The organism is Pseudomonas promysalinigenes (genome assembly GCF_014269025.2).
GTDB classification, from domain to species: Bacteria; Pseudomonadota; Gammaproteobacteria; order Pseudomonadales; family Pseudomonadaceae; genus Aquipseudomonas; species Aquipseudomonas promysalinigenes.
Genome location: NZ_CP077094.1, coordinates 1,750,132 through 1,772,132 on the forward strand (window position 1 = coordinate 1,750,132; position 22,001 = coordinate 1,772,132).

The window sequence follows — 22,001 nt, forward strand, 5'->3', positions numbered from 1 at the left end:
CATGGGCGATAATTCGTTATCAGTCGCCTTAAGGTTATATGGGGAGTTGAAAGTTGGTAGTGAGTCTATGAAGTCGCGTCAGCAGCAGCCCTTCCAATGGGTGGTACCGCACGATTATCCGATCGATGACTTGGAGCGGGTGATTCCACTGCTGCGGGATGCTGATTTCCTGTTGCCCAGTTTCATTCCACCTGAGGTCGGCTTGTACCACCCCGTCGGCTATGTTTACGCCCAACAGGAGGGCGTGAACACGTTCATCCTGCCGGATCGCAACATCGCCTCTCGTATGGCCCAGTTGGCCCAGGGTAGAAAAACAGTAAACGACAAGCAGCTTCGACACTGTGCTGCATTGCTGTCATTCGCTCACCTCTTGGAAATCCAGTTCGAGCCAGGCATTGCGTTCCACGAACTGGCCCATCGTGCCGGTAATGAGGAGGCGGAGCAGGAGCTGGGTTGGTTCAGGGCCGCTGATAATGCGCCGCCCCAAGACATGCTGAATGTAGCGCTAGGACGGTGCGATGGGGTATCGCGCACCTACGCGCCTCACCCGGTGCACCTGCCTGACATGGCCAGGCCGATAAAGCGGTGGAACAGGAATTACATCGCTGCGCTGAAGATCCTGGAACTCGATTATGCCAAGGGCAAAGCATTGGACAAGATGCTTCACCTTCTGGATTGGATGCGTGATGACTTTGTCTTCGCGGGGCCTGCGGTCATGCTGGCCTGCGTCTATCTGGGGACGCATTCACCCTCACGCAAGAATGTGTTCAAAGACAAGAACTCAAAGGATCGTGCGGCTGCAATTGCAGGCGTCAGGAATGCGGCCTGGGACATCACCCACCTGAGTGAATTCATTCGGCTGGTCAACCAGGATCCTGATCAGTTGCAGTCGCAGTATTTGTTCGCAAGCTTTGACAGCCACCTCAGGCTGACGACGAGGCTTTTGCTGGAGATCGCCAAGGTTGGCTATGGGGCCGATCAAATTGCTGAGCAGCTCACTCAGTGGTGGTCAGCAAAAGACGCGGCGCGTATTGCTCATGAGATCAAGGCTCACTTGATGCGTATCAACAGCTCATCACACGTGCCCAAGACATCTGACGATCCGGACTTCATCACCAAGATGATCGCGGCGGGAGAACGGCGGATCAGTGAGCTCTGAATTGACGGGCGAGGGAAGCTGACACGGGGTGGAGTACATGTGTACTCCTTCCTGTTTTCATGTTCGTGAAGGGCTCAATGAGCGCCAGGATTTCTTCTGTGCTCAGCAAGCCTGCTGGGTAGCGGCGCTCACGCGCCCCCTGCACCTGAGCGGAGGTTGCAGGTGGAGGAGGCCGCTATGCAGGTAGGTCGAGATTAAGCATCGCAGGAATGAGATTCACGACGGGTAGCGGAGCCGCGTAGCGTTCAGTGATCACCCCTATTTGCTGCAAGACCTTTTCCCTGCTCAGTTCCTGCGCACGCAGCACGGTTTTGTAAAGAATTTCATAGTGGCTCGAAAACACGTGATATCGGCCATCTTCTGCACGGCCCAATTCGCCCGATACAGCAACCACTGCGATGTAATAGCGAGTACCTACCTTCAGGGAGAGTGGAACCAGGCACGTGGCTTCGTTCAGGTCGGGCTGTTCATCAATCAGAAATTTAAGGTCGAGGGTCGCCTCTTTATGCAGATACGCTGTCAACCCTCGCACCTCGGTGTGCAGTTGCATTAGTTCGGTTACCGATACCTCAAGTGCTCCTCGATCCTGGAAAAAGCCCTTGGTCTTCGCCAGAAGGTCAGCTGCCTCAAGCAGGGAAGAGAAGTTCATCACCCCTGTGCCATTTCTGATGGTGGCTGAATGATGGAAGCCCGGAATGTCGAGCTCCACGATGAGGTTCTCTGGCTCGTGGATCAGGCTCATGACTTGGAGGAAATTACAGAGATCATCGAGCAGGACAGGTCGATTTGGATCGAGCGTCGTTTGAAATCGCGCGTCGGATCCATCCTCGTTGATTAGCCAGTCAAACATTCCACAGTCAAAGCGGATCTTTCTGAGGTGTTTAGGCAGCGCATGATGTAATGGACTCATGTATGCCGAAGCCGCCACCTGCGTACTTGCCCCGGTAGCCGGGTCACGAAAGGTCAGTGTTCCCTGGGCGGTAGGTGCTATTGGGCCGAGTTCCATCAGCCCTCCTTCATTCATGCTGCGACTGCCAGGATCCTCCATACCAAAGCGCTTTGTGGACATTTGCATGCTGTGCAGAGGGATCGTCCCCCCATGCCTAATGTCGCGTTGACCAGGGCCGTTAGACTTTTTATGCCTTGGATTTCGAAGCGCAGCAGGTGAGAGCCGTCGCTGTTACCAACGTCCCTCAAGAAAGCCGATTTCCGATCAGCATATCCAGATGCAGACCTACCAACAGCGGCAAGCACTGCGCGCTTAAAGGTGTCGGAATCATTAAGTGCAATTTCCCGACCCTGCTCGAAATCGACGCGCATGGTGCTCTTATGCAGCTTGTGCGCGTTCCCCTCTACGAGCAGCGCATTGATTCTCTCAAGGGTCTCTTTGATCAACGCTTCATCCATGTGGCGCAGAAACGCTCGTCGAGGAGGGGCGCCCTCAGAAAAGTCCAGAAGCACGTAGAATGTTGGTAAGGGGCTCGTGGCCATCTTCCGCAGGTTGGACAGGGTGACGTCGACCTTCAGTGACTTCTTGCGAGTGGACTTGACCTGAACCTTCGCAGTGATGATCGGCTCATGCAGCGTATGCTGGCTGAGTTGGCGCGGATCCTGGTCAACCTCCACGATGACGTCCCAACCATTCTTGTCTGCACCGCATTTGTTAGCGTTTACCCCATCGGCGAAGCAGAACCCCATGAAGAAATGTTCGCCCGCTGATCCAATATCGCTCATGCATCCCTCATGTCTGCCGCAAATGGGTCGTTGGTGCCATCGTAACCCTGATCGGGGAGAAGTGCATTTTGATCGCTACGACCTACCTCTGAGCATGGTTACGCGAAACTCAGCAATCGGCACTGAGCCTGGCGGATCTTGCTGTTCCGCAGGCCTGGAAGGAGTTGTCTGATCGCGGCTGGTCAGAAGCTGGGAATGAAGTGGCCCTGTTTGTCAGGAGCGAAATGAGAGCCCGCGGCAGGGTTATGATGCTGTCCGGATGGATAAGGTATGGGCTGCGAAAGGATAGAGGCGGGCGACCGACTGATCGCCCGCTGGAGGGTTAAATCAGGCCGCTCTTCTTCTGCGCGCGACGAATTCTGCGTTTGATTTTTTGAAGGGGAGGATCGGTGACGACCAAGTGCTCCTTCAGGAACAGTGAGGGGAAATTGGCTTTTGCTAGCGCCACTGGGACGGCTGCAAACGACCCCCAGTTCCACTGCCAGGCTGACAGCTCAGCGTCGGTCTCGATCACATAGAGCGGCTCTTCATAAAACGCGCGGAAGTCCATGATCGCCAGCTGCTCGTAACCAGGATTGGGCATACGAACCTCCTTCCCGTTCCTATCCCATCCAATGAAGTAGGAGTCGTAGCCGATCGACTTGCCGTCAAAATGACTGAGCCGCACATGTGCGATACCCTCTTCGGGCACACGTAAGGCGCAGATTTTCTTCATGAGGGTTGTGTAAAAGTCACCGAGGCGGTCGGACGGCGCCGTCTTCAGGCAGCGCTTGAAGTGCTCATAATCTTGGTAGCCCAGGCGCTGAGCCAGGTAACGAAGGTACTGGGTGTGTTTGAGCTTTGGGGCATCCGCAACCTTGGTGGTTTTAAAGGTTTCCAGGATGGTTTCGGCGTTGAAACGCATGACATTGACTCCGGTGTCATGGCCGAAAAAGCACTCGTTAGACGAGATCTTTGCAGATCAGACGCGCTTTGCTGAGCTTGCTGCTAGCCGGGCTGGCCACGGGGAGTAATGTGGTAAGCACGTACAACACCGTACTCTCCCAACGCAGCGGGGCGGTATACGGCAACCTGGGCACTTGGCCCTGATCGGCAGCATAGCAAGGCTTCGAATTTGGGTGCAAGCGCTCTATCAGCGCCCCTACCTGCTCAACTGCTTTGGGGTAGGGATGCCAAATTTAGCCAGGTTGCGGGGTGTGCTGGCCGCAGAGGCACGGGCCTGATCTTTGGCATCTGCTGCTGCAGAGGAGCTCGCCGGCAGGCGGAGTCTGGCTCTTTTCGGCATCAAAGCTTTGAGGATCGCAGGCTCACACCTCAGAGTGGCATCGATACCGCTACTACGTTTGGCAGGTCGTGCGTGAAGCGGGCAGGCCGTGAGAGGGTTAGCATTTTCTCCAGTAACGGCTCAGAGTGGATCTAGGTAAGTCCAGCAACGCCATGGCCTCCGATTGAGTCTTGCCCTCAGCCTTCAGTGCCTGAACCTTCAACAAAACCGCCTCAGCGCTCCTGGTGCGAGGATGTGCTTGCTTGATTGGCTCGGCGGGGAGTGGCGCATCGATCAGCTCCATGCGCTCCAACTGGTCGAGCGCTTGCTCCAGCATTTGCCTCGCTGTTTTCTGCTCATCAGCAGCGTGCACGAGCGCCAGGAAAGCGATCGGATGCAAGTTCAGCGCTTTGGCGAGCTCTTGGCTGGTTTCCAGAGTGGCATTAGATTTCAAGCCTTCCAGTCGACTGATGTGTGACTGGGTCACACCCCCAGCGACATCGTATTGCGAAAGCTGCTGCTGCTCTCGCAGAAGCTGGAGCACGGCCGCAAAGGCATCTCGAAGACTCATTTCATCCGCCCTGATAAAAGCGGAGGGTATGCCGCGTTTGCGTGCGCTCACTCAAATGTATATATTCATTATTGTGGGAGGCAGGTGGCTCTGTCGGCCTCGGGTGTATTTGGGGGTAGCCCCCTGACCGCAGGCCCTACCCGGAGGGGGCTCTCCAATATATCTCTAAATCGTAAATGAGTAGCGTCATGGAGTAGCAAGCTTCGGCCCGCTCTCTGCCTGGCCTGTTAGCTATCCATCAACGATGAAAATTGATCATTTCTTGTCCGAATCATCATGTCGAGGCGGTTTGGCTGTGCGTTGGAGTAAGCGAGGAAGGCGGTGGAATCAGTTCTAATTGCAGACATCCTGTACGGGGAGGCACGGAATCTTAATGGGTCGAGCCTCAGCGATGGCGACCTCATTAGGATCGTTCAAGAGGACTTTTCCGACCGTGCAGTTTGTGTGGTGAGGCAGTGGTTGTTGCTGGATGTTTTGCTGGCCGAGGGCATGCGCGCTGAGATCGAAGGAGAGGGGCGTCAGCCCACCATTCTCTACGCCCACAACGTGGTCTTTGATAACCGAGAATGCATTCCCGCGGGGGACGGTCTGGTGACCGATTACGAGCGGGAATTCTACGGCTGCCTGTTTGAAACCGGGGATGTCTTGGTGGTGCTTGCCGGCCCTGGAGGACGCAAATATGTGAGTCAGCCCGCGGTGGCCGCGTTGAAAAATCCCGACATTCGAAGTGCCGCAGGATTGCTGGTGCACGATCTGTAACACCTGCAGGTGACGTTTTCCTCCCTGGTCATTCAACGGGGCAGCTAGCTCCAATAGTCGTTTCTCTGCGCTGAGAATCAGTGCTCAGTCGGGAGACCGGTTTTTGGCGTCGGGGCAGTAACTATTAAAGGAAATTTTCAGGGTGAGTAAGGTTAGAGTTCCGCCGTTTACTAATAAGCCGGCTTGGAGTGACTGCGCCGCGATACCGAGCAGTGTCGCGAAAGCCATGGACACGCAGTTCGACGTGACCGTAACGGCATACCTATCTTCTGTGCAGTACGGGGAGGGGGAGGCGTACATGATCGGCGTGATTTTTGGCGACGACCGTAAGCGGTTTGCTGATGGGTCGACAGTTTGCACATCAATAATTATGAAGACTGAAGAGCGGCGGGGTTACTTGGTCGTCCATACCATGAATAGCTGTTACGTCATATGCGACTGGGCGGCAAGCAATGGGAAGGAAAATCTAGGCTTTGTTCATTGAGGCTTCCCGCCGGAGCTGGAACTTAAAAGAGTGAGCTTCAGGGTGAGCGGGAAATGAGGAATTTCACTTCAGCCAGGCATCGCATGGCACGCTTCGCTAACTCGTGTTAGGCGATCCTGAACGACCGACACCCCCTGGGCTGGGAGATCACCTATGGATTGGATTGAGCGCCTCTGGCTGCGGGCTGAGCAGGTGTTTGGTGACAGAGCCAAAGCTGCCGTTTGGTTGTCGCTACCCCGGGCAGCATTTGATGGCCGCTCGGCGCTGGAGCTTGCGCGTGAGGAGGCTGGCTATCGTCTGGTCATGCAGACCCTGGAGCGGATTGCTCACGGCTACTGCTGCTGACCAGCATGCATCACCGCATTGAGAATGTTCGCTATTGGGGTGCAGCGGAGAGGCGATCAGCGTCGAACAGGAACCTGCTGACCCGATGAAAATTTTGATTTACTCAGATCTGCACCTGGAGTTCGCGGACTTCCAGCCTCCTATGACGCAATGCGATCTGGTGGTGCTGGCAGGCGACATCTCGGTACGTAGTCGCGGAGTCGCTTGGGCGAATGAGGCGTTCAAGTGCCCAGTGATCTACGTCAGTGGCAACCATGAGTTCTACAAAGGCCACATTGATCGAACGTTGGCCAAGATGCGCGATGCGGCTGCAGAACATGTGCACATCCTGGACAACCAAACGTTGATCATCGGCGACACCAGATTTTTGGTAGCAACTGCTTGGACAGATTTCACCGCGACTGGGGACTACAGGGCTGCGATGAGGGTGTGTGCGGAGTGGATGAACGACTTCAAGCGCATTCGCATCGGTGAGAGCTACAGCAAGCTTCGCCCTGTTGATCTAATTGCACGGAATATCACCACTCGTGAATTCTTGGCGAATGAGTTAGCGAAGGAGTTCGACGGCAAGACGTTGGTAGTGACTCATCACTGCCCCATCCAGGAAGTGGCAGGCACCGATCATGAGGGGCACCTTGGTGCGGCTTACTTTAACCAATGGCATGACCTGGTGGCTCAGGCTGACGCTTGGGTATTTGGCCACACGCATCATGCAGTCGATACCGTCGTATCTGGATGCCGATTGGTTTCGAACCCACGTGGATACCCGGGTGAGCGTACGGGGTTCTTACCGGATTTCTGTATTGAATTTTGATGAGGCGGTGAGCATGACGAATACATACGGAGTAGGAAGTTTATTTTGGGCATCACTCGGGAGGCCTTTGAGGGCGGCATCAACGGAAACGGCTGCTTCTCAGTAGGCTAAGCAGGTACTTTGGGGTTGCCGCCCCTAAGCGCGGAGGTTGCTTGAGTAAGCTACTAAAAAGGTGAATCCTGCTGCTCCAGTTCATGAACTGCACTGTAGATTCGCCGCTTCAAATCCGTCGAAAAGTCCCGGATAGCCACGATGGCGTGGCGCACTTCGGCAGCACCAATTACAATCGGCTCATCGTCTACTGTTCGACCGTTGCGGTGCACGATGTCGTGGCGCTTGATGCAGATAGGGCTGATGTCATCCAGCTTTAGCCCAGACATGTGCTTGCCAAACATTGCGTCCATCACGGTTTTGATGGTTGCTGGATTGTGGAAGGAAAGCTCTGTCAGCGTCTTCAGCACGATGCTTTCCACCCCTTTAGGCTGTAGCACAATCTCCTTGAGCGTGAATTTCTTCTTGCTCAGCTCTTCGTAGCGTGTCGCCACATTTATCATGAGCGGTTCATAGTGCACGATCAGCCTGCGAACGACCGAGCTAATCAGCGATTCGAGTAGCGTCACCGCATGGGCGTAGACGAGTTTGTAAACGGTCTGTGCTTTAGGGGCGTCCTGATTGAGTTCGAGGAGATCACTCGCGGTAGCCAGCTCCCTGGAGAATTCGCTGAAGAGTTCGTTATGCGAGTGTCGCCCGAGCCATCGGTACTCAGCCTCTTCAGCGTCAGCCTCCATCGCTGACGAGTATTCAGCGCTCAAGCGCTCCCAGGTCTCAGGATCCTCGGAGGGATCGATGTCCATGCCGTGTTGACGCTTGATCCAGGCCAGGCATCGTTCCTGTTCAACCTCGAATGCGTATTCTTTAGTGGAGCTCATTCGTTGTCCTATACCCCCTGTGGGCTCGGGGCGTTCCGGCCCGCGAAGAAGCAGTAGTTGGATGGGCGGGAAACATCAGCGATCATGCGGGCCCTTGGAGGATGTACTTTGCCATCACTGTGCGAGAGGACGATAGGGGCACCATGGGTGATTTGACGGTTTGTTATAAGTGCGTGATTGACCCGTTTCTCGGTGGGCAGATCAGACGCAACGGCACCTCCACACAATGCAGCCTCTGCCAGTCAAAGCGTAGATGCGTACCGCTTGCGCAGATTGTTGATCGCGTCGAGTCCATTCTCAAACGCTACATCCATGAAGGCGAATTTGTCCGTCGCTGGGGCCCGGACGGCGTTGTTGACTCTCAAGGGGGAGATTACGTCGAGTACTGGGTTAGTGAGCTTTTTGGGTGTGACAACATTGAGCGGATAGTCCAAGCCGTCTGCACCAATCTCAAAGACTTCCACGATGACATCAAGTATGAGCGGTCACCGTTCCGACCAGACCATTTCGGGCATGAGTGGGGCGCGTTTCAAGACGGTCTCAAGCATGGTAAGCGCTTCTTCAATGACAGCGCGAAGGCCTTCCTTGACTGGATTTTCAAAGACCTCGGCAGCTATTCAGCGTCGTCAGAGGAGCATGCGGTAGTTCGGGTTCTCAGTCCCGAAAACGTCCCGCCCATTTATCGCGCACGCACCTGCATGACGCCCGAGAGTGTTGCTGAAGTCACCGCAGACCCGGCGAGCAAACTCGCTGCGCCTCCCAAGGACAAAGCAGGTGAGGGCAGGATGAATCCAGCGGGCGTCCCTGCGTTCTATGGAGCGTTCGCTCGCAAAACCTGCGTGGCCGAGTTGCGGCCTCCGGTTGGCGGAGCGGTGGTGAGTGGGGAGTTCCGGTTGAATCAGTCTGTCAGGGTGTTGGACTTTGGGCGTTTTGAGACCGCCGATCTCGGGCCGGTACCCAGCTTCTTCGATCCAAAATACTTCCAGAAGAGCGGGCGGCAGGAATTTCTGAGGTATCTCCATGATGAGATGACGGTTCCTGTATTGCCAGGTATGGAGCGCAATTACCTCATCCCCCAAGTCATCGCCGAGTACCTCGCGACTTACTGCAAACCGCAACTGGATGGCGTGATCTTCAAGTCGGTGCAGGACAAGGGTGGCAGCAATATTGTCCTGTTTTCGCATGCGGCATGCTCGCCAGGCCCGACGATTTGGAAGCTGAAGGGCACCATGGGGATCCTGGGGCCTAGGTCATCCAACGCACCGCGCATCGAGTACGTCGAAGGTAGCCTCATGCATCACCGCATTGAGAAGGTTTGCTATGGCACAAGCGACTTGGAGCTGGAGGATGATCGGCCTAAAGCGAAGGTTTTGGAGACGGAATGGTGAAGTGCAGGAGGCCGAGGAGCGCTTGTCTGGGGAAGGGGCCTGCGATGAGAGGGCCTGGAAGGCGCGCTTCGGGATGATCTACGTTGACGTACATTCGTCATCTCCGTTAGCATTACCGAAGGACTGCACCTTCTGTGAGCATTAATTATGCCTAGCACCTACAAGCCAAGTGTCGTGATCAGCGCTGCTCCGAGTTCCTGCGAGCTCCCTGCTTCGATGATCGCGTGGGTGAGTACGCCCGAGGCTAAATCTGGTATGCGGGAAGCGCTTCAGAGCACGCTCCGAAAGCTAGCTGAAATGGATAAGAGCCGCATGGTCTCCCGCGAATCGCTCGATAAACCTTTGAGCACCATCTGATTCAGTCGGCGTCAACCCTTTGGGATTTACTCTTCTTCCTTATTCTGCTGACAACCTACTCAAGTGCCTTGTTGGTGGGGGTGGGTTGGCATCTGCTGAGGATGTCGCCGCCAAAAGGCATGTCCAGTACTTCAGAGGGTATTTTGACACGCTGGGTGCGCAAACCATCATCGTGGAAAAAGACTACGTAGACCGGGACTACCTGCAGGACTATGCAGCTTACTACGACAGATGCTTCCATAATTATGCCCGGCGCACCACACGTCTGCATTTTTTTAAATCGACATTTGGCGCGTGTGATTTAAAAGCGAAGATACTCTCGCGCCCAGGTGATGAATCGGAAATTGACCTGCAAGAAAGCTACCTCGGATTTATAGTAGTAAAGCCTTTACCGGTCACTATTATTGGTAGGACATGCCTGAAGACCTACGACAGTGATAATGGGCGGCGCTCATTCCCCAGTCTGCGCGCCTACGCTGTTAACCTGTTTGGCATTCAGCTTGAGGTTGTAAGTCTTGCCTATCAAGAGCAGGACACCGTTGTTGCTGCGTGCGCTACAAGTGCGTTATGGACATGCTTACAGGGCACAGGTAAACTTTTTCAGCATCACATACCTGCACCGGTAGAAATCACTCGCTGGGCAGGTGATCAGCTTCCTGAGAACTTGTTATCCGCCGGGGCTCGGGCATTCCCTAACAGCGGGCTGACAGCAAGACAAATGGCGCATGCCATTAAAGGCGTTGGATTGGAGCCTTTTGTCGTCAGCGCAGGTACCCCGTATCATTTAAATAGTATTGTGTACGCGTACCTGAAGGGGAAAATACCCTCTATCCTCGCGTTTAAGATGACTAGCTATGAGGATCATGAAGATCGCATCATCGGTAATCATGCGGTTGCGGTCACTGGCTTTTCATTGAGTGCAGCCGATGCCAGGATTGAAAGTCCAATCGATTTCAATCTGCGATCCAGCCGAATCGACAAGCTGTACGTCCATGATGATCAAACAGGCCCATTCTCCCGGATGGGCTGGGCAACTCTTCCTACTCCTTCACAAATGGGGGGAGAGTTCGCCCTTAAGGGGTTGACGAGTAGCTGGTCAGAACGCGCGTTTGCGACTCCGGATTTCATACTGTTTCCACTGTATGAAAAGATACGAATTCCCTTTTCTCTCATCCATGACTCGATGGCTGCGCTAAGCAGCGTGCTTGAGTTTATGCGTGAGATATCAGACTCCAAAGTCGAATGTGGCGAAGCGGAATGGGATATTTTTCTCACCACCGCCGGAGATTACAAAACCTCTGTCCGAGATGAATACTTCGGTTCGGCAACAGAGTACTCGGCATGCTTCTTCGTGGATCTGCCTCGGTTTTTGTGGAGGGTTACAGTTCGGACTGATGAGAAGGTGCAGATGGATATACTTTTCGATGCTACTGGGATTGCTCAGCACGATCTGCTCGTGCATTTTTTCTCAGCGCGTCGCGAGTACTATCAGATGCTTTCTCAAATTCTGCTTCCAGAATATGAAGATCTCGTTGCGTTGTTGCCGCTCCAGGCGAGAGCTGTGATTGCGGCAACGCGGGGGGCAGGCGCCTAGTTTATCTTTACACCACCAATGCTGCTGGGTTCCAGAAATAGACCAGTGCAAAAACAGCGAGAGCGCCACCAGCACGCAAGAATCCTTTTGCCTTGACCTCAATGAAACCCGGCAACCTTGCGCCAACACCGGCGCCCGCCAAGGCCAGAACAGTCTGAAAAACCTTGTACTGGAAAGCAGTGGGATTGCTAACAAAGAGGGCGATCAGCAACATGATGCTGACAAAGATAACGCCAAATATGAACGCCCATAATTTATCTGAATTCATGAAATCCTTTGCCTCATTCTCAAATCCGTACACCGGAAGCTTGTTATCTTTGAAGATCGTGTAGAGCTGGTCTTTCTTGTCGGGAAGGTAGAGGCCGACAATTCTTTGCATATTGGCAAATGCTGTCGAGCCAGGTTCGCAGCTTGCCGTGGGGGGCAACTCAAGATTTTTGAATTCTTCTCTTAGCAACTCAAAATGCTCGGGCATTGCCTCTAACAGCGCATAGCAATCTTCAGCGTATCCTTGCGCCCAATGGGGGCTTTTTCTTGCGCCAAGCAGCTCGCTGTTTCCCACAAAATTTTCAGCACTGTTGAAGCAATTTGTCGCTTTACTTTGGTAGTTGACCAAGGCCGCCAACTTGGCTGTTGGCTCGGCTGGAGGGGTCAAAGTGTAGTCCTTGAGCGCCATCTGCGCGGTGTTGTAGAGCTCCATTAGCTCACCGCGTATTTTGACTACCTCTTGCTCCGCATTCATTTAGCTTTAGGCTTTGCATTGGCCAGGGCAAGGCTCAGCAGCATCCGGTAGTTGGAGTTGTCAAGGCCTTCTAGGCCGACAAACGAGAGGCCTGGAAAATGGCGGGAAAAGATCTCGGACACATCTGGCGCGCTCAAGTCGTCGTGAGCGGCGAGCTCCCTTGCCAGATCCTCCAGTTGAGCTTGAGTAGGATTCCAGCCAATCGGCATGAGGGTGCTCTGGATGTATCCTTTGAGGGAAGTTAGCGGGTCTGTAGTCATTTTCTATTTTCCTTTGCGTTCGCTATCGCCATAGCGAGCAGTGTCCTTAGGGATGAATTGTCTATACCTGAGTAGCTGGCTTCACCAACGTGCCGGCAATTAGCCTGCACCGCTCGCTCCCAGTCCTCTTTGGTTGGGTTGCGGCCACTTTCTTGGATGCGCGCAATCGCAAGTTTTATGCTGGCCAGCTGCGACGGAGTAGGCTCCGCAGGTGGAAGCCCGAACAGCATTCTTAACGAGTGGGAGAGATCGTCATCTTGACTCATGAGGTTATCCTTCAAATGTTCACTCGCCCTAGGGTCTGACTCAAAAATCTTGAGGCGAAGATCAGGCAAGGCACAAACAGCCGAGGCACGGTCGGAGTGGCGCTCGACTTCACGGATTGAAATGAGCATTCCGAGGCTGCTTTCAGCGCAGCATCACCGAGTCTCAAGGCTTTTCGTATAGAGCATGGCAAGGACTCAGTACTGAGCAGCAGGCAAGCTCAGCTGCCAGGATCGGCTTTGAGGGTGTCATTATGATGGCTCGGCAAACCGAATCAACGTTTTTTTGAGCAAAGAAGTGGACGAAAGGCCCGGAATAGAAGCTTTGCAAGCAATGCCAGCGATTCACCCCATTCCGACACTCGATCAGCTCTGCAGGGCGCTTTGAACTGTGGGAATCAGAAGGAGCTCGGTATCCCTGGATCATTTATTGCTGATCCAGGGTGATGGCCATCGGGCCACGGTGTTCGGGCTATGTGAGCTCCCAGTAACCTTCGTCTCGCTTAATGATGCCCGCCCGCTGATCAGGCTTGTGCCGGTGCCTGACGACGTAGAACAAGTCTCGGAACACCTTTGATACCGTGGCGATGTAGCTGTGGCCTAAGCCAAACATGTCCCTGCCCGCAGCAGACACGTCTACAGTGGCCAAGGAATTCATGACCAGTGGGGGGCGGGCGTCCCCAGCCCGGGAGTAGCTGTGAACGAATCTAGATGCCGCAATCGCTCTATCATGCCGGGAGGCGTAGAGCGTTACTTGCTCAAAGGTCTCAAAGGCCTGTCCAAATTGTTTGAACCGGCTGGTATCCACGTCTGGCGCCGCTAGAATGACCTGGTGGATGGGTGTAGTGCCAGGCTCGTGCTTCCAGCTTTCTAGAACCGACAGGAGCGCTCGGTTACCCATGCTGTGTGCGACGATATGCAGAGCTGACAACCCAAGCTGCTCTGTCACATGCGTCAAATACTGCCTGAGATTGCCTGCTGACCAATCTACCGTCGCTTCATCAGTGGGGTAGCCGCCCGGCGTTCCCAGTGATGCCCACGAGAAGCACAGCATCAGGCCTGGGAATTTTAGGTCGTGACAGAGTTGCGCCGCACGCCAGAGCGCGGCATCGAAGCCGACGTTATACCCGTGGATGAAAAGGAGGCCTTCTTTCTTGGAGGGATCTTGACCTATACCCTGTTGGCTCAGGTAATCCTTGGCGCTTGTGAACCATGCGTCCAACGCCAGGAGCTCATTGCTGTGGATGACGATGTGTTTGTTGGGATTGCCCTTGGTCTGGGTAGGCCACAACCATGGTCGTTCAAGCTTGCCCTCACGGTGGATATGAGGGACAGAGACCTCAGCGACGCCGTAGGCGATTGTGCCATCGCCTCTGAAGCCACCAAATTTCACGGTACGGCCAGGCTCCTGCAGACGATCCGTCCCGTAATAGATTGGATAGGTCGTGTAAATCTGTTGCGCAGGTTCCCGGCGGTAGGAAATTGAGGCGCTGTAGTCGTACAACGAGTCGTCTTTTACCCCTCTGGAGGTCATCCCACGTTCCTGGGGCGGGTGAAGCTCCTGTGGAATATTGACAGCTTCCTCCAGAGCCCTCTTGTACTCAGTATTTCTGACTGCTGACGAAATACTGGCTGCGCTGGGCAGCCGGGCGCTCAGAAATGCCTCTACATCAGCGGCACTTCGTCCAATGCTGATGTCATCAACCCTTTTCAGGAGGCCTTCAAAGGTGTTCTGTGCGTATCGTCCAGTGATACGGGCCCGGAGCACCTCAACCAGGGTGTCAGATGGGCTGTTCCTCCAGCAGAGAAACAGCGCACTTGAGCTGATCACCCGATAGCGGGAAGACCCAGCAATTGCGTTTATTCGAAGGATGGCAAGTGCAATCTTGAGCTCGTGTAAAGTCCGTTTTGGCTGTTCCATGATCCAAGCCTTGGTGAGCGAAGCGGTCACTGTAAAGCGCAATTCTCACTGTTGGCAACCTTGCTCCAGACCTGCCTGACGCTAGTCTTGCCCGTCATGCAGTAGCATGAAGATCGCTCCAGAAACGATAGCGGATCTGCGCAGAGGACACGCCAAACACCTCAAGGCGGGCTATTTTTTCCTCTATGTCATCATCAGGCAACACTGCAATTGTCCAGGGTACTGACCTGCCTTTCAGCGCACCCACCACGGCAGCAAAGTAAGGGCCATCCACAGGATCAAGAGAATGGCCGAGTACCACGACCTGCTGGATATCGCTCAAGCTTGCGAAAAAATTGGCATTGCGTTCGATGATTTCTCTCGAAGGCTTAAAGGTCGCAGAAAAATAGTCGTCCAAGGACTGCATGGCTTCAATAATGCGGTGATCTGAGTCTTCATGATCAACTGCCTTGAATAGAGAAGTCCGATCGTCTGGGCCCCAGCCATGACCCAGGATGAGGTCAGAGTCATCATCTGCCGATTCGCCATGGATGTGTAAAATGTTGGAGCCAGGCACGCGATAGACGCTACTCAATGTACCTGTGTAATTGAAGGTCAGGTAGGTTGCATGGATGTCCAGCTCTGCTAGGCGATTCTGCGCACTGAGTGCATCTGGAATCTCGATAGTCCTGACCCATTGGGCGAAGAGTGTTTGGAGCGTTCCCGACAATCCCTGGGCCACTCGGTCGACTTCGTATTGAAAGTCGTGATTACCCGCGTCGCTCCAGTTCTCGTCAGCGTACGATCCCATGAAATGTTCGAGGCTGTTGATGATGTGGTCGGTGTCTAGGTCAGCCAGGGCCGCCTCCAGGTCGGCCCAATGCTCCCCCCGCTGGCACGTAGTCCTCCATCCAGTCGTAGACGTCACGGTCATGTGACTTCACATAGGCTTTGAAATGCCTGTATCCGGTAGGCATGCGGTGGTTCAAATCGAAGCCGTTCCCGATGATGTAAAGAGTCTGGGGGAGGGTGGGTAACTCGACGGTCATGGCGTGTACTCCAACATCCTATTGGTGTATCGAAGATGTCGGGCTCCGTGCTGCGAGCCCGAACTGTGCTTTCAGGGGTAAATTGACTGAGTTACTTGAACTTGCCGCGTATCCAGCCCAGTACTCGAATCAAAACGGTAAGCCTGCGATAGAAACTATCCGCATCGACCAAGAAACCCAGTTTCTTACGCAGCTGGGCCATCTCCATCGCCACGACCGTTTGCGCATCGGTGCCAGCCAGGCCTGCCGCAACCATATCCTGGTTAACCTGTTGAAGCCGGCGGTACCAGCCAATATCGATCGTATGGCGCTCGAAGAAGCGGTTGTTGAGCATACGGTGTTTCCCGAGAAGGAACAGGTAAGCGCCAAGGCCTGCCAGAAAGACCTGCAACATGCTAATTCCAACGCCTTGGGCGTTCAGAAACTGCGCGATCTGTGGTGTTCGCCAGCAGCCGAGCGCGAACAGCACGGGCCAGAGGGCAATGGCGAATAGAGCTTCGTTCGTGCATGGGAAGCGTGTCAGTTCAGTGGGGATAAAGCGGAGACGGGTCATAGCAACTCCTGTTGGAAGGCTGTCCAGGCACGAGAGGCCTGGACTCACTCAAGCTTCCAGTGGCGCCTAGGTTCGTTGCAACTCAAGTCGATGCATTCCCGATTACCTGGCTGAGTGAAGTCAGGAGAGCGGATGAGTAATGGTCGTTACGGTTGTTAGGACGTGCGCTGTTCATACGATATGCTTGCGATATACCAGGTTGCTTCGCCTGTAGGCGTCTGCACCACCACCTCATCGCCTTCTTCTTTTTTCAAAAGCGCACGAGCCATGGGGGAGTCAATTGAGATGTAGTCATTTCGCCCATAGATCTCATCGTAGCCGACAACCCTGAATCGTTTGCTCTCACCGCCCTCATTTTCGATTTCGACCCAGGCGCCAAAAAATACTTTTCCTTCTTGCTCCGGGGAGTAGTCAACGACGCGAATATCCTCAAGCCGCTTTCTCAGATAGCGAATGCGTCGATCAATTTCGCGCAGCAATTTTTTATTGTACTGATAATCAGCGTTCTCGCTCCGATCGCCAAGAGAGGCGGCCCAAGTCACCTTTTGAGTGATCTCGGGGCGATAGGTGTGCCAGAGATGGTCAAGCTCTGCCTTCAGGGCGTTATGGCCTGCGCGGGTGATGATGTTGGTGGCCAATCTCGGCTCCTATGGTTAATCGGGGCGCCGAGCGCTCCTCTATCGGACGCTCGACAACTGCATGATGATGGTGACCTCTGTACTCATTCAGCTGAGAGCATTGAGCCACCATTTATCCTCCGTACGAGCCTATCATGCTGAAGAGGACAGAGTGCGATGAGCAAAGGTGGCTCTTCACGCAGTGCTCATGATCGATCTCTAACTCGGTGGCGAGGGGGGAGGTCAACTGCACCACAGTCAATGGCGCAGTCTTGGGGGGCAAGCTGGGAAACTCGCAAGCGCGGCGGGGCGGAAGGCTAGAGATGCTTCAAGGCCTTATCAATCGCATTCATCGTACCTGGTCGGAAGAGCTCCTCGTTGTTTGGCCCGCAGACCTCGCCTCGTGGCCCCCGCGTGAGTGAGCGCTTGGTGAAAAAGGCTTCAGAACTGATGTATTCCAACGCTCGTCGCTCTCCAGGTAGTAGCTTGAACTGTGCTGCCGGCTGTTGCCTTAGGTCGATTTCAAACACACGATCACTTGGCAGCACCTCTTTGATTATCCGTTGTGCTGCCTTGAGCTCCGCCAGCAGCATCTTGGCCAAGAGCTTCGTTTCCCCCGCTGGTAGCGCTTCAATCCAGCCGTACGGGCCGGTAGCTTTGGGCTCTTTAGGCCCTACTTTGGGTGCAAACGAGTCGATCAATGCGCGGTAGTTGGCTCCGCTGGCATTATGCAAGCTCTGTGTTGCCGGGACGCCGTATGCCTTGCCAACGCGAGAAATCATCGCGTAGCTGAAATCGGTGCTGCCGCGCTCGCGTTGCTCCTTGCATGCCATGTAAACAGCATCGAGCGTTTTGTGCGTGCGGGGTTTGCTGGTGGCTTTAAGCTCTGCCAAGAGCTCTTCGGGAGTCATCAGGCATACTCCTCATGCGATTGCAGAACTACCGATTTGTCCACCTGCTCGAACGTATATTCGATCACACCCGCGTCTTGGGTATTGCGTGCTCGTTGAGCGCTATCATTTTCGAGAGCGTAGGTGAGCACCGCGCTGGCTTTCTCCCCCTTCAGTAGCATTTCGAAGGATTGCGTGGTGAGCCTTTGGTTTTCTGGAAGATCGCGCATCAGCAATCGTCCATCTACAACTGCGTCCAGGTTGTCCCATGATCCCAGGCGTGAAAGCAGGAACTGGGTAGCCTGATTGCCGATGACCAATTGCTGCCGCTTGTCCAGCCGGAAGAATGTCGGCTGAAGCTCGTTCAGTTGCAGAAGTCGATCCAAGTGCTGAGAGCGTGTCGTGAGCGCCAGGTCGGCTTTGGCTGAGACGTAGATCTGAGCATTTTCGCAGACCTCGCTCAACTGTTGGAAAAAGGATGTTTCCTCAAAGGCAAAAATTACCTCATGTTCTTCTTGAATGATAAGTTGAGTGGCGTTCGAAGCATGGTCGTTGTCAACCTGTTCGTTGAGGGCGGCTTGGCACTGTTCCACTAGTCGCTTGATTCCATTCATGTCCGACAGATACATGTCCGCCGTCCGGGAAGCAGTGGAAATTTGTCCATAGTTGCCATTGATCTGAGATTCAAGTTCATCTAGCTCTGTGGTATCGTAAGTCCCACCCGCATTTTCAATGTCACTCTGCTCTTCCCTGCATTTTTTGGCGCGCTGCTCCAAATCGTAGTTGAGCTCTTCCATATCATGGATGTGGTCAAACTGGAACTTTGCCGCAAGCGAGATCTCATTGCTCAGAGATAGCAGGCCGCCCAAGAAAACTGGCCCAGTAATGAAATGTCTACAGCGAATGCAGTTCTCACTTCCAAGGTAGCCCGCAGGCACGTATGTCCACTTTCCGACTTCTGCCAAGAAGCCGTCATGGCAACGATCAGCAGCATAGGGACATAGTCCGTAATCTCTGAACAATGTACTGCCTGGCGCTAAACTTCCTACAAATCGAGTAATGGCTTCAGAATTGTTTGTGATCAATGCATGGCGCACCTGCTCGGTGCGACCCTGTTGGATTTTCTGCCAGTCCTCTTTAGCTTGGGAGGACAGAGCCCGCTTCTCTGCCTCCGTAAATTTCAGCCGCATCATTTTTTCATTGATTTTCACGTAGTACATAGTCATGACAACAGAGCTGTGGCCTACGATCTTAACGATCATTTCCATAGGAATACGCTCGTCCATAACATAGGCGGTAATCAGGCTGACCCTCATGGTGTGAGGAGTATAAATAGATGTGTAGGAAGTGACTCCGTTCGGGTTGCCGTTTAGTGTTGCCAGTTCGACACTTTGAGGCTGTGAGTTATAAAGAGCGATGGCGATACGATTGTGAAGCCTAGGGGAGAAGCTCCCGCTGCATTCTTCTGCTCCAAGCTCCCGGAATAGGAAGCAATTGCTCCCCTTGGCTAGAAGATCATTTTCTGAGTAGTTTGTATGACGGCACTCAATCCAAGGCATAGCCCTGTGTATTGGATTGTACTTTGTTTGCCATTCCCTTAACCGGATACACCACAAGCCGAGTGCTGCTGGCATCCAGGGGACGTTATAGGTTGGGCGCTTGCGTGAAGTTTTGTTAGTTGTGATATACATGCCAATTTCATCGTCTTCATATCTCTTGATGAATCCCTGTGGCTTGGGCTTACCCTTGATCCGGTTGGTGTTGTTAATCCATTCAATTTTACCATCACGAATGACAGGGATTTCTTGGTCACCCTCCCCGGAGTCAACGTAGGCAATCTGAAAACCGCGCAACGGGACTGAGGCAAGGGCGTAAGTATGCATCCAGGCGCCCGGGAACCAGATACGGCACTTTCCGTTGACGAACTTGTAGACGCAGTTAGGGTCGTCAGGATCAATCAGGTTCTCCTCGATTTCATACCAGTCAGCCTCAAACTCATGCAGGTGGGTGAGGTCTGAGAAACTCTGAGCAGTAGGGGGAATAATCCAGTCTCGCAACCCTGCTACGTGGTGGAACGCCAGGCAAGGTTTGACGGTTTCACTTGGCTGGAAACTAGGTGCGATTGCCGGGTTGATTACCATGAATGGATCCCGGGCTCCCTCAATCATGATACGTTCGCGGGTATCTTCGCACTCAATGCTCAAATTGCTACTAATATAGTGTTCAGAAAATTCCTTGAGCGCGTTAACCACCTTGCGCTGCAGCGTTTCCTTTAGGGTGGTGATATAGAATTTAAATTCATCGGTGTTGAAGCGGTCTGATGTGAAAATGTCCGTTGGATGGCGACCGATTTTCCTGGGGGCGAGAAAGTCGCGAACGTAGCGGACAATGTAGTTCTCTTTGGTCGAAGCGCCCCTGACACTGCGTAAGAACTTTACGATTGCCGGTTGCCACTGCTCATAAGGCGCACGCAAGGTCGAAATAGTATAAGGCTCTGTTTTTCCAAGGAAAGAAGTCCAGTTGATCCACGCATCATCATATACCTTGTCAGGTGCGAGTGGAAAACGATTGTCGCCAGTTTCAATAATGTGGGCCTTGTACTCTAGTGCAGAGTTAAGGCCGAGCGGCTGAAGTTTTACAACGACTTCCTCGTAAGAGTATGGCTTGATCATGTCGCATAGATCAAACCAGTCTATCCAGTCGTGAGGGAAACTCCGATCCGGGTTCGCAGGAAGGCACGGGTGTTTCGGTTGTTTTTCTCGATACTCTTTGCTGTCTTTGATGCCAAGATACTTTACAGCAAATTTGGTTTCCTCAAGGGTGGAGCATTTCTCGGGCAAGATAAAATCGGCCCAAGTGGTGTAATCCTTATACACGTCATGTGGAGCGCCGGGAAGTTTTGGGTCTCCGTGCCGAAGCCGCGCATAATCGGTAATTAAAACAACGCCCAGGCCACGTGCGGCGGCCGCTGCCGCGCGCATCGTTGGGTAGAATGCGCCAAAAAGGAAAGCGCGCCAGCCGGTCTTAGGCCATGCTCGCTGATAAAAGATGTCTGGCCTTTTGGGGAGCATGGGGTCTTCGCTGAAGCGGGTCAGATAATCATTTTTGACATCGATCCCGAGCTTGCGAACGGCAGCAGTGGCTTCTTCGATAGTGGGATACTTTGGTTGCCCGGCCAGGAAGTCTTCCCAGTCTTTCCAGTTGGAATACGTTCTATCTGGCGATGGGGGGAGGCGAGTATCTTCAGAGAAACATGCATGATATTCGCCTTTAGTGGCAATACCGAGCGCCCGCACGGCAGCCTGGGCTTCATGATAGTGTTCGTAGGGTTTTCGAGCCAGCCCCAGAAAATGCAACCACCCGTGCCACATTTTCTTGTAGGTAGACTCAGGGCCCGCAGGGAGCCGAGGATTCTCTGCTCTCAATTTAATGTAGGCCGCCCGAGTTGTTATGCCTGCGTTTCGTACCAGGTCTCGCGCATCTTCGTATTTGAGGAGAGCTTCCTTGCCCAGTCCCAGGTAGTCGTTCCATCCATTCCATTCCTTATAGGCAAGCTGAGGAGCAGCATAGAAGCGTGGGTCAATATCGATGCAGGTGTCTCGATAGTCCGACGCAGTACGGAAATGGTAAGAGCGTGCGATTGCGCGTGCCTCATAATAATCTGAATATTTTTGCTCTTTGTCGAGAAAATCAATCCAGCCCTTCCAGTCAGAAATGTATGTTTGGTCTGGTCGAGAAGGGAGTTTGAAGTCTCTTTTGTAAAGTTTTGAATATTCAGCAGACGAGGTAATACCAAGTTTCAAGACTGCGCACTTGGCATCTTCAAAGGTGTGGGTTTCGGGTTCGGCTTGCCCGATGAAATGCAAATGGCCACGCCATTCTTCTGGATAGTATTCATGAGGGGCGCTCGGCAGGCGAGGATCCTCCGTGCGGCGCTTTTTATAGTCTGCAACAGTTGTGATTTTCAAGCGAATGCAGGCTTCGCGTGCTTCTTCGAATGTTGGGTAAAAATTCTTTTTCTTGGCCATTTGAGGTGCTCCGGTAAATTGCTATACAGTCAGTTTTTAATCAGGTAGTGCTTTGTAAGTTGAATTCATTCACCAAGTTTCTGCTTTCCTATTTAAATTTTTCAAGTTGAAATCTTCTTTCTCTGAATGTTAGGCGGAGTAAGCGTCTGACAGATGTCTCATTGGCTTCCTTGGTGGTTTTTTGCTGATGTTGTACAGGCCGGCCAGGAAGATGTTCAGGCTGTGTCCGATACAATGATCCCGGATATCGGTGGGGTGCTTGTATAGTGCTTGGTTGCTATTCATTTTCTACTTCCTGCTT

At 53.4% G+C, this 22,001-nt stretch carries 19 protein-coding genes and 1 pseudogene; 6 read left to right on the forward strand and 14 right to left on the reverse strand.

Annotated elements, in window-relative coordinates; all coding sequences use genetic code 11:
* The first annotated feature begins 1 nt into the window (after nucleotide 1).
* Nucleotides 2-1,159: a hypothetical protein gene (locus HU725_RS08075; protein WP_186476785.1), complete on the forward strand. Its 1,158-nt coding sequence runs from the start codon at nucleotides 2-4 to the stop codon at nucleotides 1,157-1,159.
* Between the two features lie 175 nt (nucleotides 1,160-1,334).
* Here HU725_RS08075 and HU725_RS08080 read toward each other — a convergent pair whose 3' ends face one another.
* From HU725_RS08080 to HU725_RS08095, 4 genes are all read right to left on the reverse strand, one after another.
* Nucleotides 1,335-2,165 (reverse strand): hypothetical protein, encoded by an 831-nt coding sequence (locus HU725_RS08080; protein WP_186476786.1) that lies wholly within the window; start codon nucleotides 2,163-2,165, stop codon nucleotides 1,335-1,337.
* Nucleotides 2,166-2,179: 14 nt separating this feature from the next.
* Entirely contained in the window at nucleotides 2,180-2,893 is a 714-nt protein-coding gene (locus HU725_RS08085; RefSeq protein ID WP_186476787.1) for a hypothetical protein, read from the reverse strand.
* Between the two features lie 322 nt (nucleotides 2,894-3,215).
* Complete coding sequence (locus HU725_RS08090; RefSeq protein WP_186476788.1) at nucleotides 3,216-3,797, reverse strand: hypothetical protein; 582 nt, start codon at nucleotides 3,795-3,797, stop codon at nucleotides 3,216-3,218.
* Between the two features lie 478 nt (nucleotides 3,798-4,275).
* Nucleotides 4,276-4,779, reverse strand: coding sequence for a helix-turn-helix domain-containing protein (locus HU725_RS08095; protein ID WP_225915520.1), 504 nt, complete (start codon nucleotides 4,777-4,779; stop codon nucleotides 4,276-4,278).
* 270 nt (nucleotides 4,780-5,049) lie between these two features.
* Between HU725_RS08095 and HU725_RS08100 the strand changes: the two genes are divergently transcribed.
* From HU725_RS08100 to HU725_RS08110, 3 genes are all read left to right on the forward strand, one after another.
* Nucleotides 5,050-5,487, forward strand: coding sequence for a DUF6957 family protein (locus HU725_RS08100; protein WP_186476789.1), 438 nt, complete (start codon nucleotides 5,050-5,052; stop codon nucleotides 5,485-5,487).
* Between the two features lie 637 nt (nucleotides 5,488-6,124).
* Nucleotides 6,125-6,316 carry an MbcA/ParS/Xre antitoxin family protein gene (locus HU725_RS08105; RefSeq protein ID WP_186476790.1) on the forward strand — a complete coding sequence of 64 codons (192 nt, stop codon included), beginning with the start codon at nucleotides 6,125-6,127 and terminating at the stop codon, nucleotides 6,314-6,316.
* Nucleotides 6,317-6,401: 85 nt separating this feature from the next.
* Nucleotides 6,402-7,130, forward strand: a complete 729-nt coding sequence (locus HU725_RS08110) for a metallophosphoesterase family protein (protein ID WP_186476791.1) — start codon at nucleotides 6,402-6,404, stop codon at nucleotides 7,128-7,130.
* Nucleotides 7,131-7,294: 164 nt separating this feature from the next.
* Here HU725_RS08110 and HU725_RS08115 read toward each other — a convergent pair whose 3' ends face one another.
* Entirely contained in the window at nucleotides 7,295-8,059 is a 765-nt protein-coding gene (locus HU725_RS08115; RefSeq protein ID WP_186476792.1) for a hypothetical protein, read from the reverse strand.
* A gap of 119 nt (nucleotides 8,060-8,178) precedes the next feature.
* On the opposite strand from HU725_RS08115, the gene HU725_RS08120 reads away from it, so the two are divergent.
* Nucleotides 8,179-9,447 carry an RES family NAD+ phosphorylase gene (locus HU725_RS08120; RefSeq protein ID WP_437180326.1) on the forward strand — a complete coding sequence of 423 codons (1,269 nt, stop codon included), beginning with the start codon at nucleotides 8,179-8,181 and terminating at the stop codon, nucleotides 9,445-9,447.
* Between the two features lie 442 nt (nucleotides 9,448-9,889).
* Entirely contained in the window at nucleotides 9,890-11,398 is a 1,509-nt protein-coding gene (locus tag HU725_RS08125; protein WP_186476794.1) for a hypothetical protein, read from the forward strand.
* Nucleotides 11,399-11,405: 7 nt separating this feature from the next.
* Here HU725_RS08125 and HU725_RS08130 read toward each other — a convergent pair whose 3' ends face one another.
* From HU725_RS08130 to gmtZ, 9 genes and pseudogenes are all read right to left on the reverse strand, one after another.
* On the reverse strand, nucleotides 11,406-12,098 hold the full coding sequence (locus tag HU725_RS08130; protein ID WP_186476795.1) for a hypothetical protein: 693 nt from the start codon (nucleotides 12,096-12,098) through the stop codon (nucleotides 11,406-11,408).
* A gap of 38 nt (nucleotides 12,099-12,136) precedes the next feature.
* Nucleotides 12,137-12,400, reverse strand: coding sequence for a hypothetical protein (locus tag HU725_RS08135; protein WP_186476796.1), 264 nt, complete (start codon nucleotides 12,398-12,400; stop codon nucleotides 12,137-12,139).
* Nucleotides 12,397-12,795, reverse strand: a complete 399-nt coding sequence (locus tag HU725_RS08140) for a hypothetical protein (RefSeq protein ID WP_186476797.1) — start codon at nucleotides 12,793-12,795, stop codon at nucleotides 12,397-12,399. The genes HU725_RS08135 and HU725_RS08140 overlap by 4 nt, the downstream gene beginning before the upstream one ends.
* A 340-nt stretch (nucleotides 12,796-13,135) precedes the next feature.
* The gene (locus HU725_RS08145; protein ID WP_186476798.1) at nucleotides 13,136-14,584 is read right to left on the reverse strand and encodes an alpha/beta hydrolase; all 1,449 of its coding nucleotides are present in this window, start codon (nucleotides 14,582-14,584) and stop codon (nucleotides 13,136-13,138) included.
* 94 nt (nucleotides 14,585-14,678) lie between these two features.
* Nucleotides 14,679-15,612, reverse strand: a pseudogene (locus HU725_RS08150) (bacteriophage abortive infection AbiH family protein).
* Nucleotides 15,613-15,703: 91 nt separating this feature from the next.
* Nucleotides 15,704-16,165 carry a hypothetical protein gene (locus HU725_RS08155; RefSeq protein ID WP_186476799.1) on the reverse strand — a complete coding sequence of 154 codons (462 nt, stop codon included), beginning with the start codon at nucleotides 16,163-16,165 and terminating at the stop codon, nucleotides 15,704-15,706.
* A gap of 155 nt (nucleotides 16,166-16,320) precedes the next feature.
* The gene (gene greB, locus HU725_RS08160; RefSeq protein WP_186476800.1) at nucleotides 16,321-16,803 is read right to left on the reverse strand and encodes a transcription elongation factor GreB; all 483 of its coding nucleotides are present in this window, start codon (nucleotides 16,801-16,803) and stop codon (nucleotides 16,321-16,323) included.
* Nucleotides 16,804-17,099: 296 nt separating this feature from the next.
* Nucleotides 17,100-17,693: a gamma-mobile-trio protein GmtX gene (gene gmtX / locus HU725_RS08165; protein WP_186476801.1), complete on the reverse strand. Its 594-nt coding sequence runs from the start codon at nucleotides 17,691-17,693 to the stop codon at nucleotides 17,100-17,102.
* A complete protein-coding gene (gene gmtZ / locus HU725_RS08170) occupies nucleotides 17,693-21,700 on the reverse strand; it encodes a gamma-mobile-trio integrase GmtZ (RefSeq protein ID WP_186476802.1) in 4,008 nt (1,335 codons plus the stop codon). The genes gmtX and gmtZ overlap by 1 nt, the downstream gene beginning before the upstream one ends.
* Nucleotides 21,701-22,001: the final 301 nt, after the last annotated feature.

Coding starts and splice junctions, on each gene's coding strand:
- gmtZ (WP_186476802.1), bottom strand. CDS start 21,700: ATGGCCAAGAAAAAGAATTTTTACCCAACATTCGAAGAAGCACGCGAA.
- HU725_RS08110 (WP_186476791.1), top strand. CDS start 6,402: ATGAAAATTTTGATTTACTCAGATCTGCACCTGGAGTTCGCGGACTTC.
- HU725_RS08145 (WP_186476798.1), bottom strand. CDS start 14,584: ATGGAACAGCCAAAACGGACTTTACACGAGCTCAAGATTGCACTTGCC.
- HU725_RS08140 (WP_186476797.1), bottom strand. CDS start 12,795: ATGCTCATTTCAATCCGTGAAGTCGAGCGCCACTCCGACCGTGCCTCG.
- HU725_RS08155 (WP_186476799.1), bottom strand. CDS start 16,165: ATGACCCGTCTCCGCTTTATCCCCACTGAACTGACACGCTTCCCATGC.
- HU725_RS08080 (WP_186476786.1), bottom strand. CDS start 2,165: ATGGAACTCGGCCCAATAGCACCTACCGCCCAGGGAACACTGACCTTT.
- HU725_RS08085 (WP_186476787.1), bottom strand. CDS start 2,893: ATGAGCGATATTGGATCAGCGGGCGAACATTTCTTCATGGGGTTCTGC.
- gmtX (WP_186476801.1), bottom strand. CDS start 17,693: ATGACTCCCGAAGAGCTCTTGGCAGAGCTTAAAGCCACCAGCAAACCC.
- HU725_RS08130 (WP_186476795.1), bottom strand. CDS start 12,098: ATGGAGCTCTACAACACCGCGCAGATGGCGCTCAAGGACTACACTTTG.
- HU725_RS08090 (WP_186476788.1), bottom strand. CDS start 3,797: ATGCGTTTCAACGCCGAAACCATCCTGGAAACCTTTAAAACCACCAAG.
- HU725_RS08105 (WP_186476790.1), top strand. CDS start 6,125: ATGGATTGGATTGAGCGCCTCTGGCTGCGGGCTGAGCAGGTGTTTGGT.
- HU725_RS08135 (WP_186476796.1), bottom strand. CDS start 12,400: ATGACTACAGACCCGCTAACTTCCCTCAAAGGATACATCCAGAGCACC.
- HU725_RS08075 (WP_186476785.1), top strand. CDS start 2: ATGGGCGATAATTCGTTATCAGTCGCCTTAAGGTTATATGGGGAGTTG.
- HU725_RS08115 (WP_186476792.1), bottom strand. CDS start 8,059: ATGAGCTCCACTAAAGAATACGCATTCGAGGTTGAACAGGAACGATGC.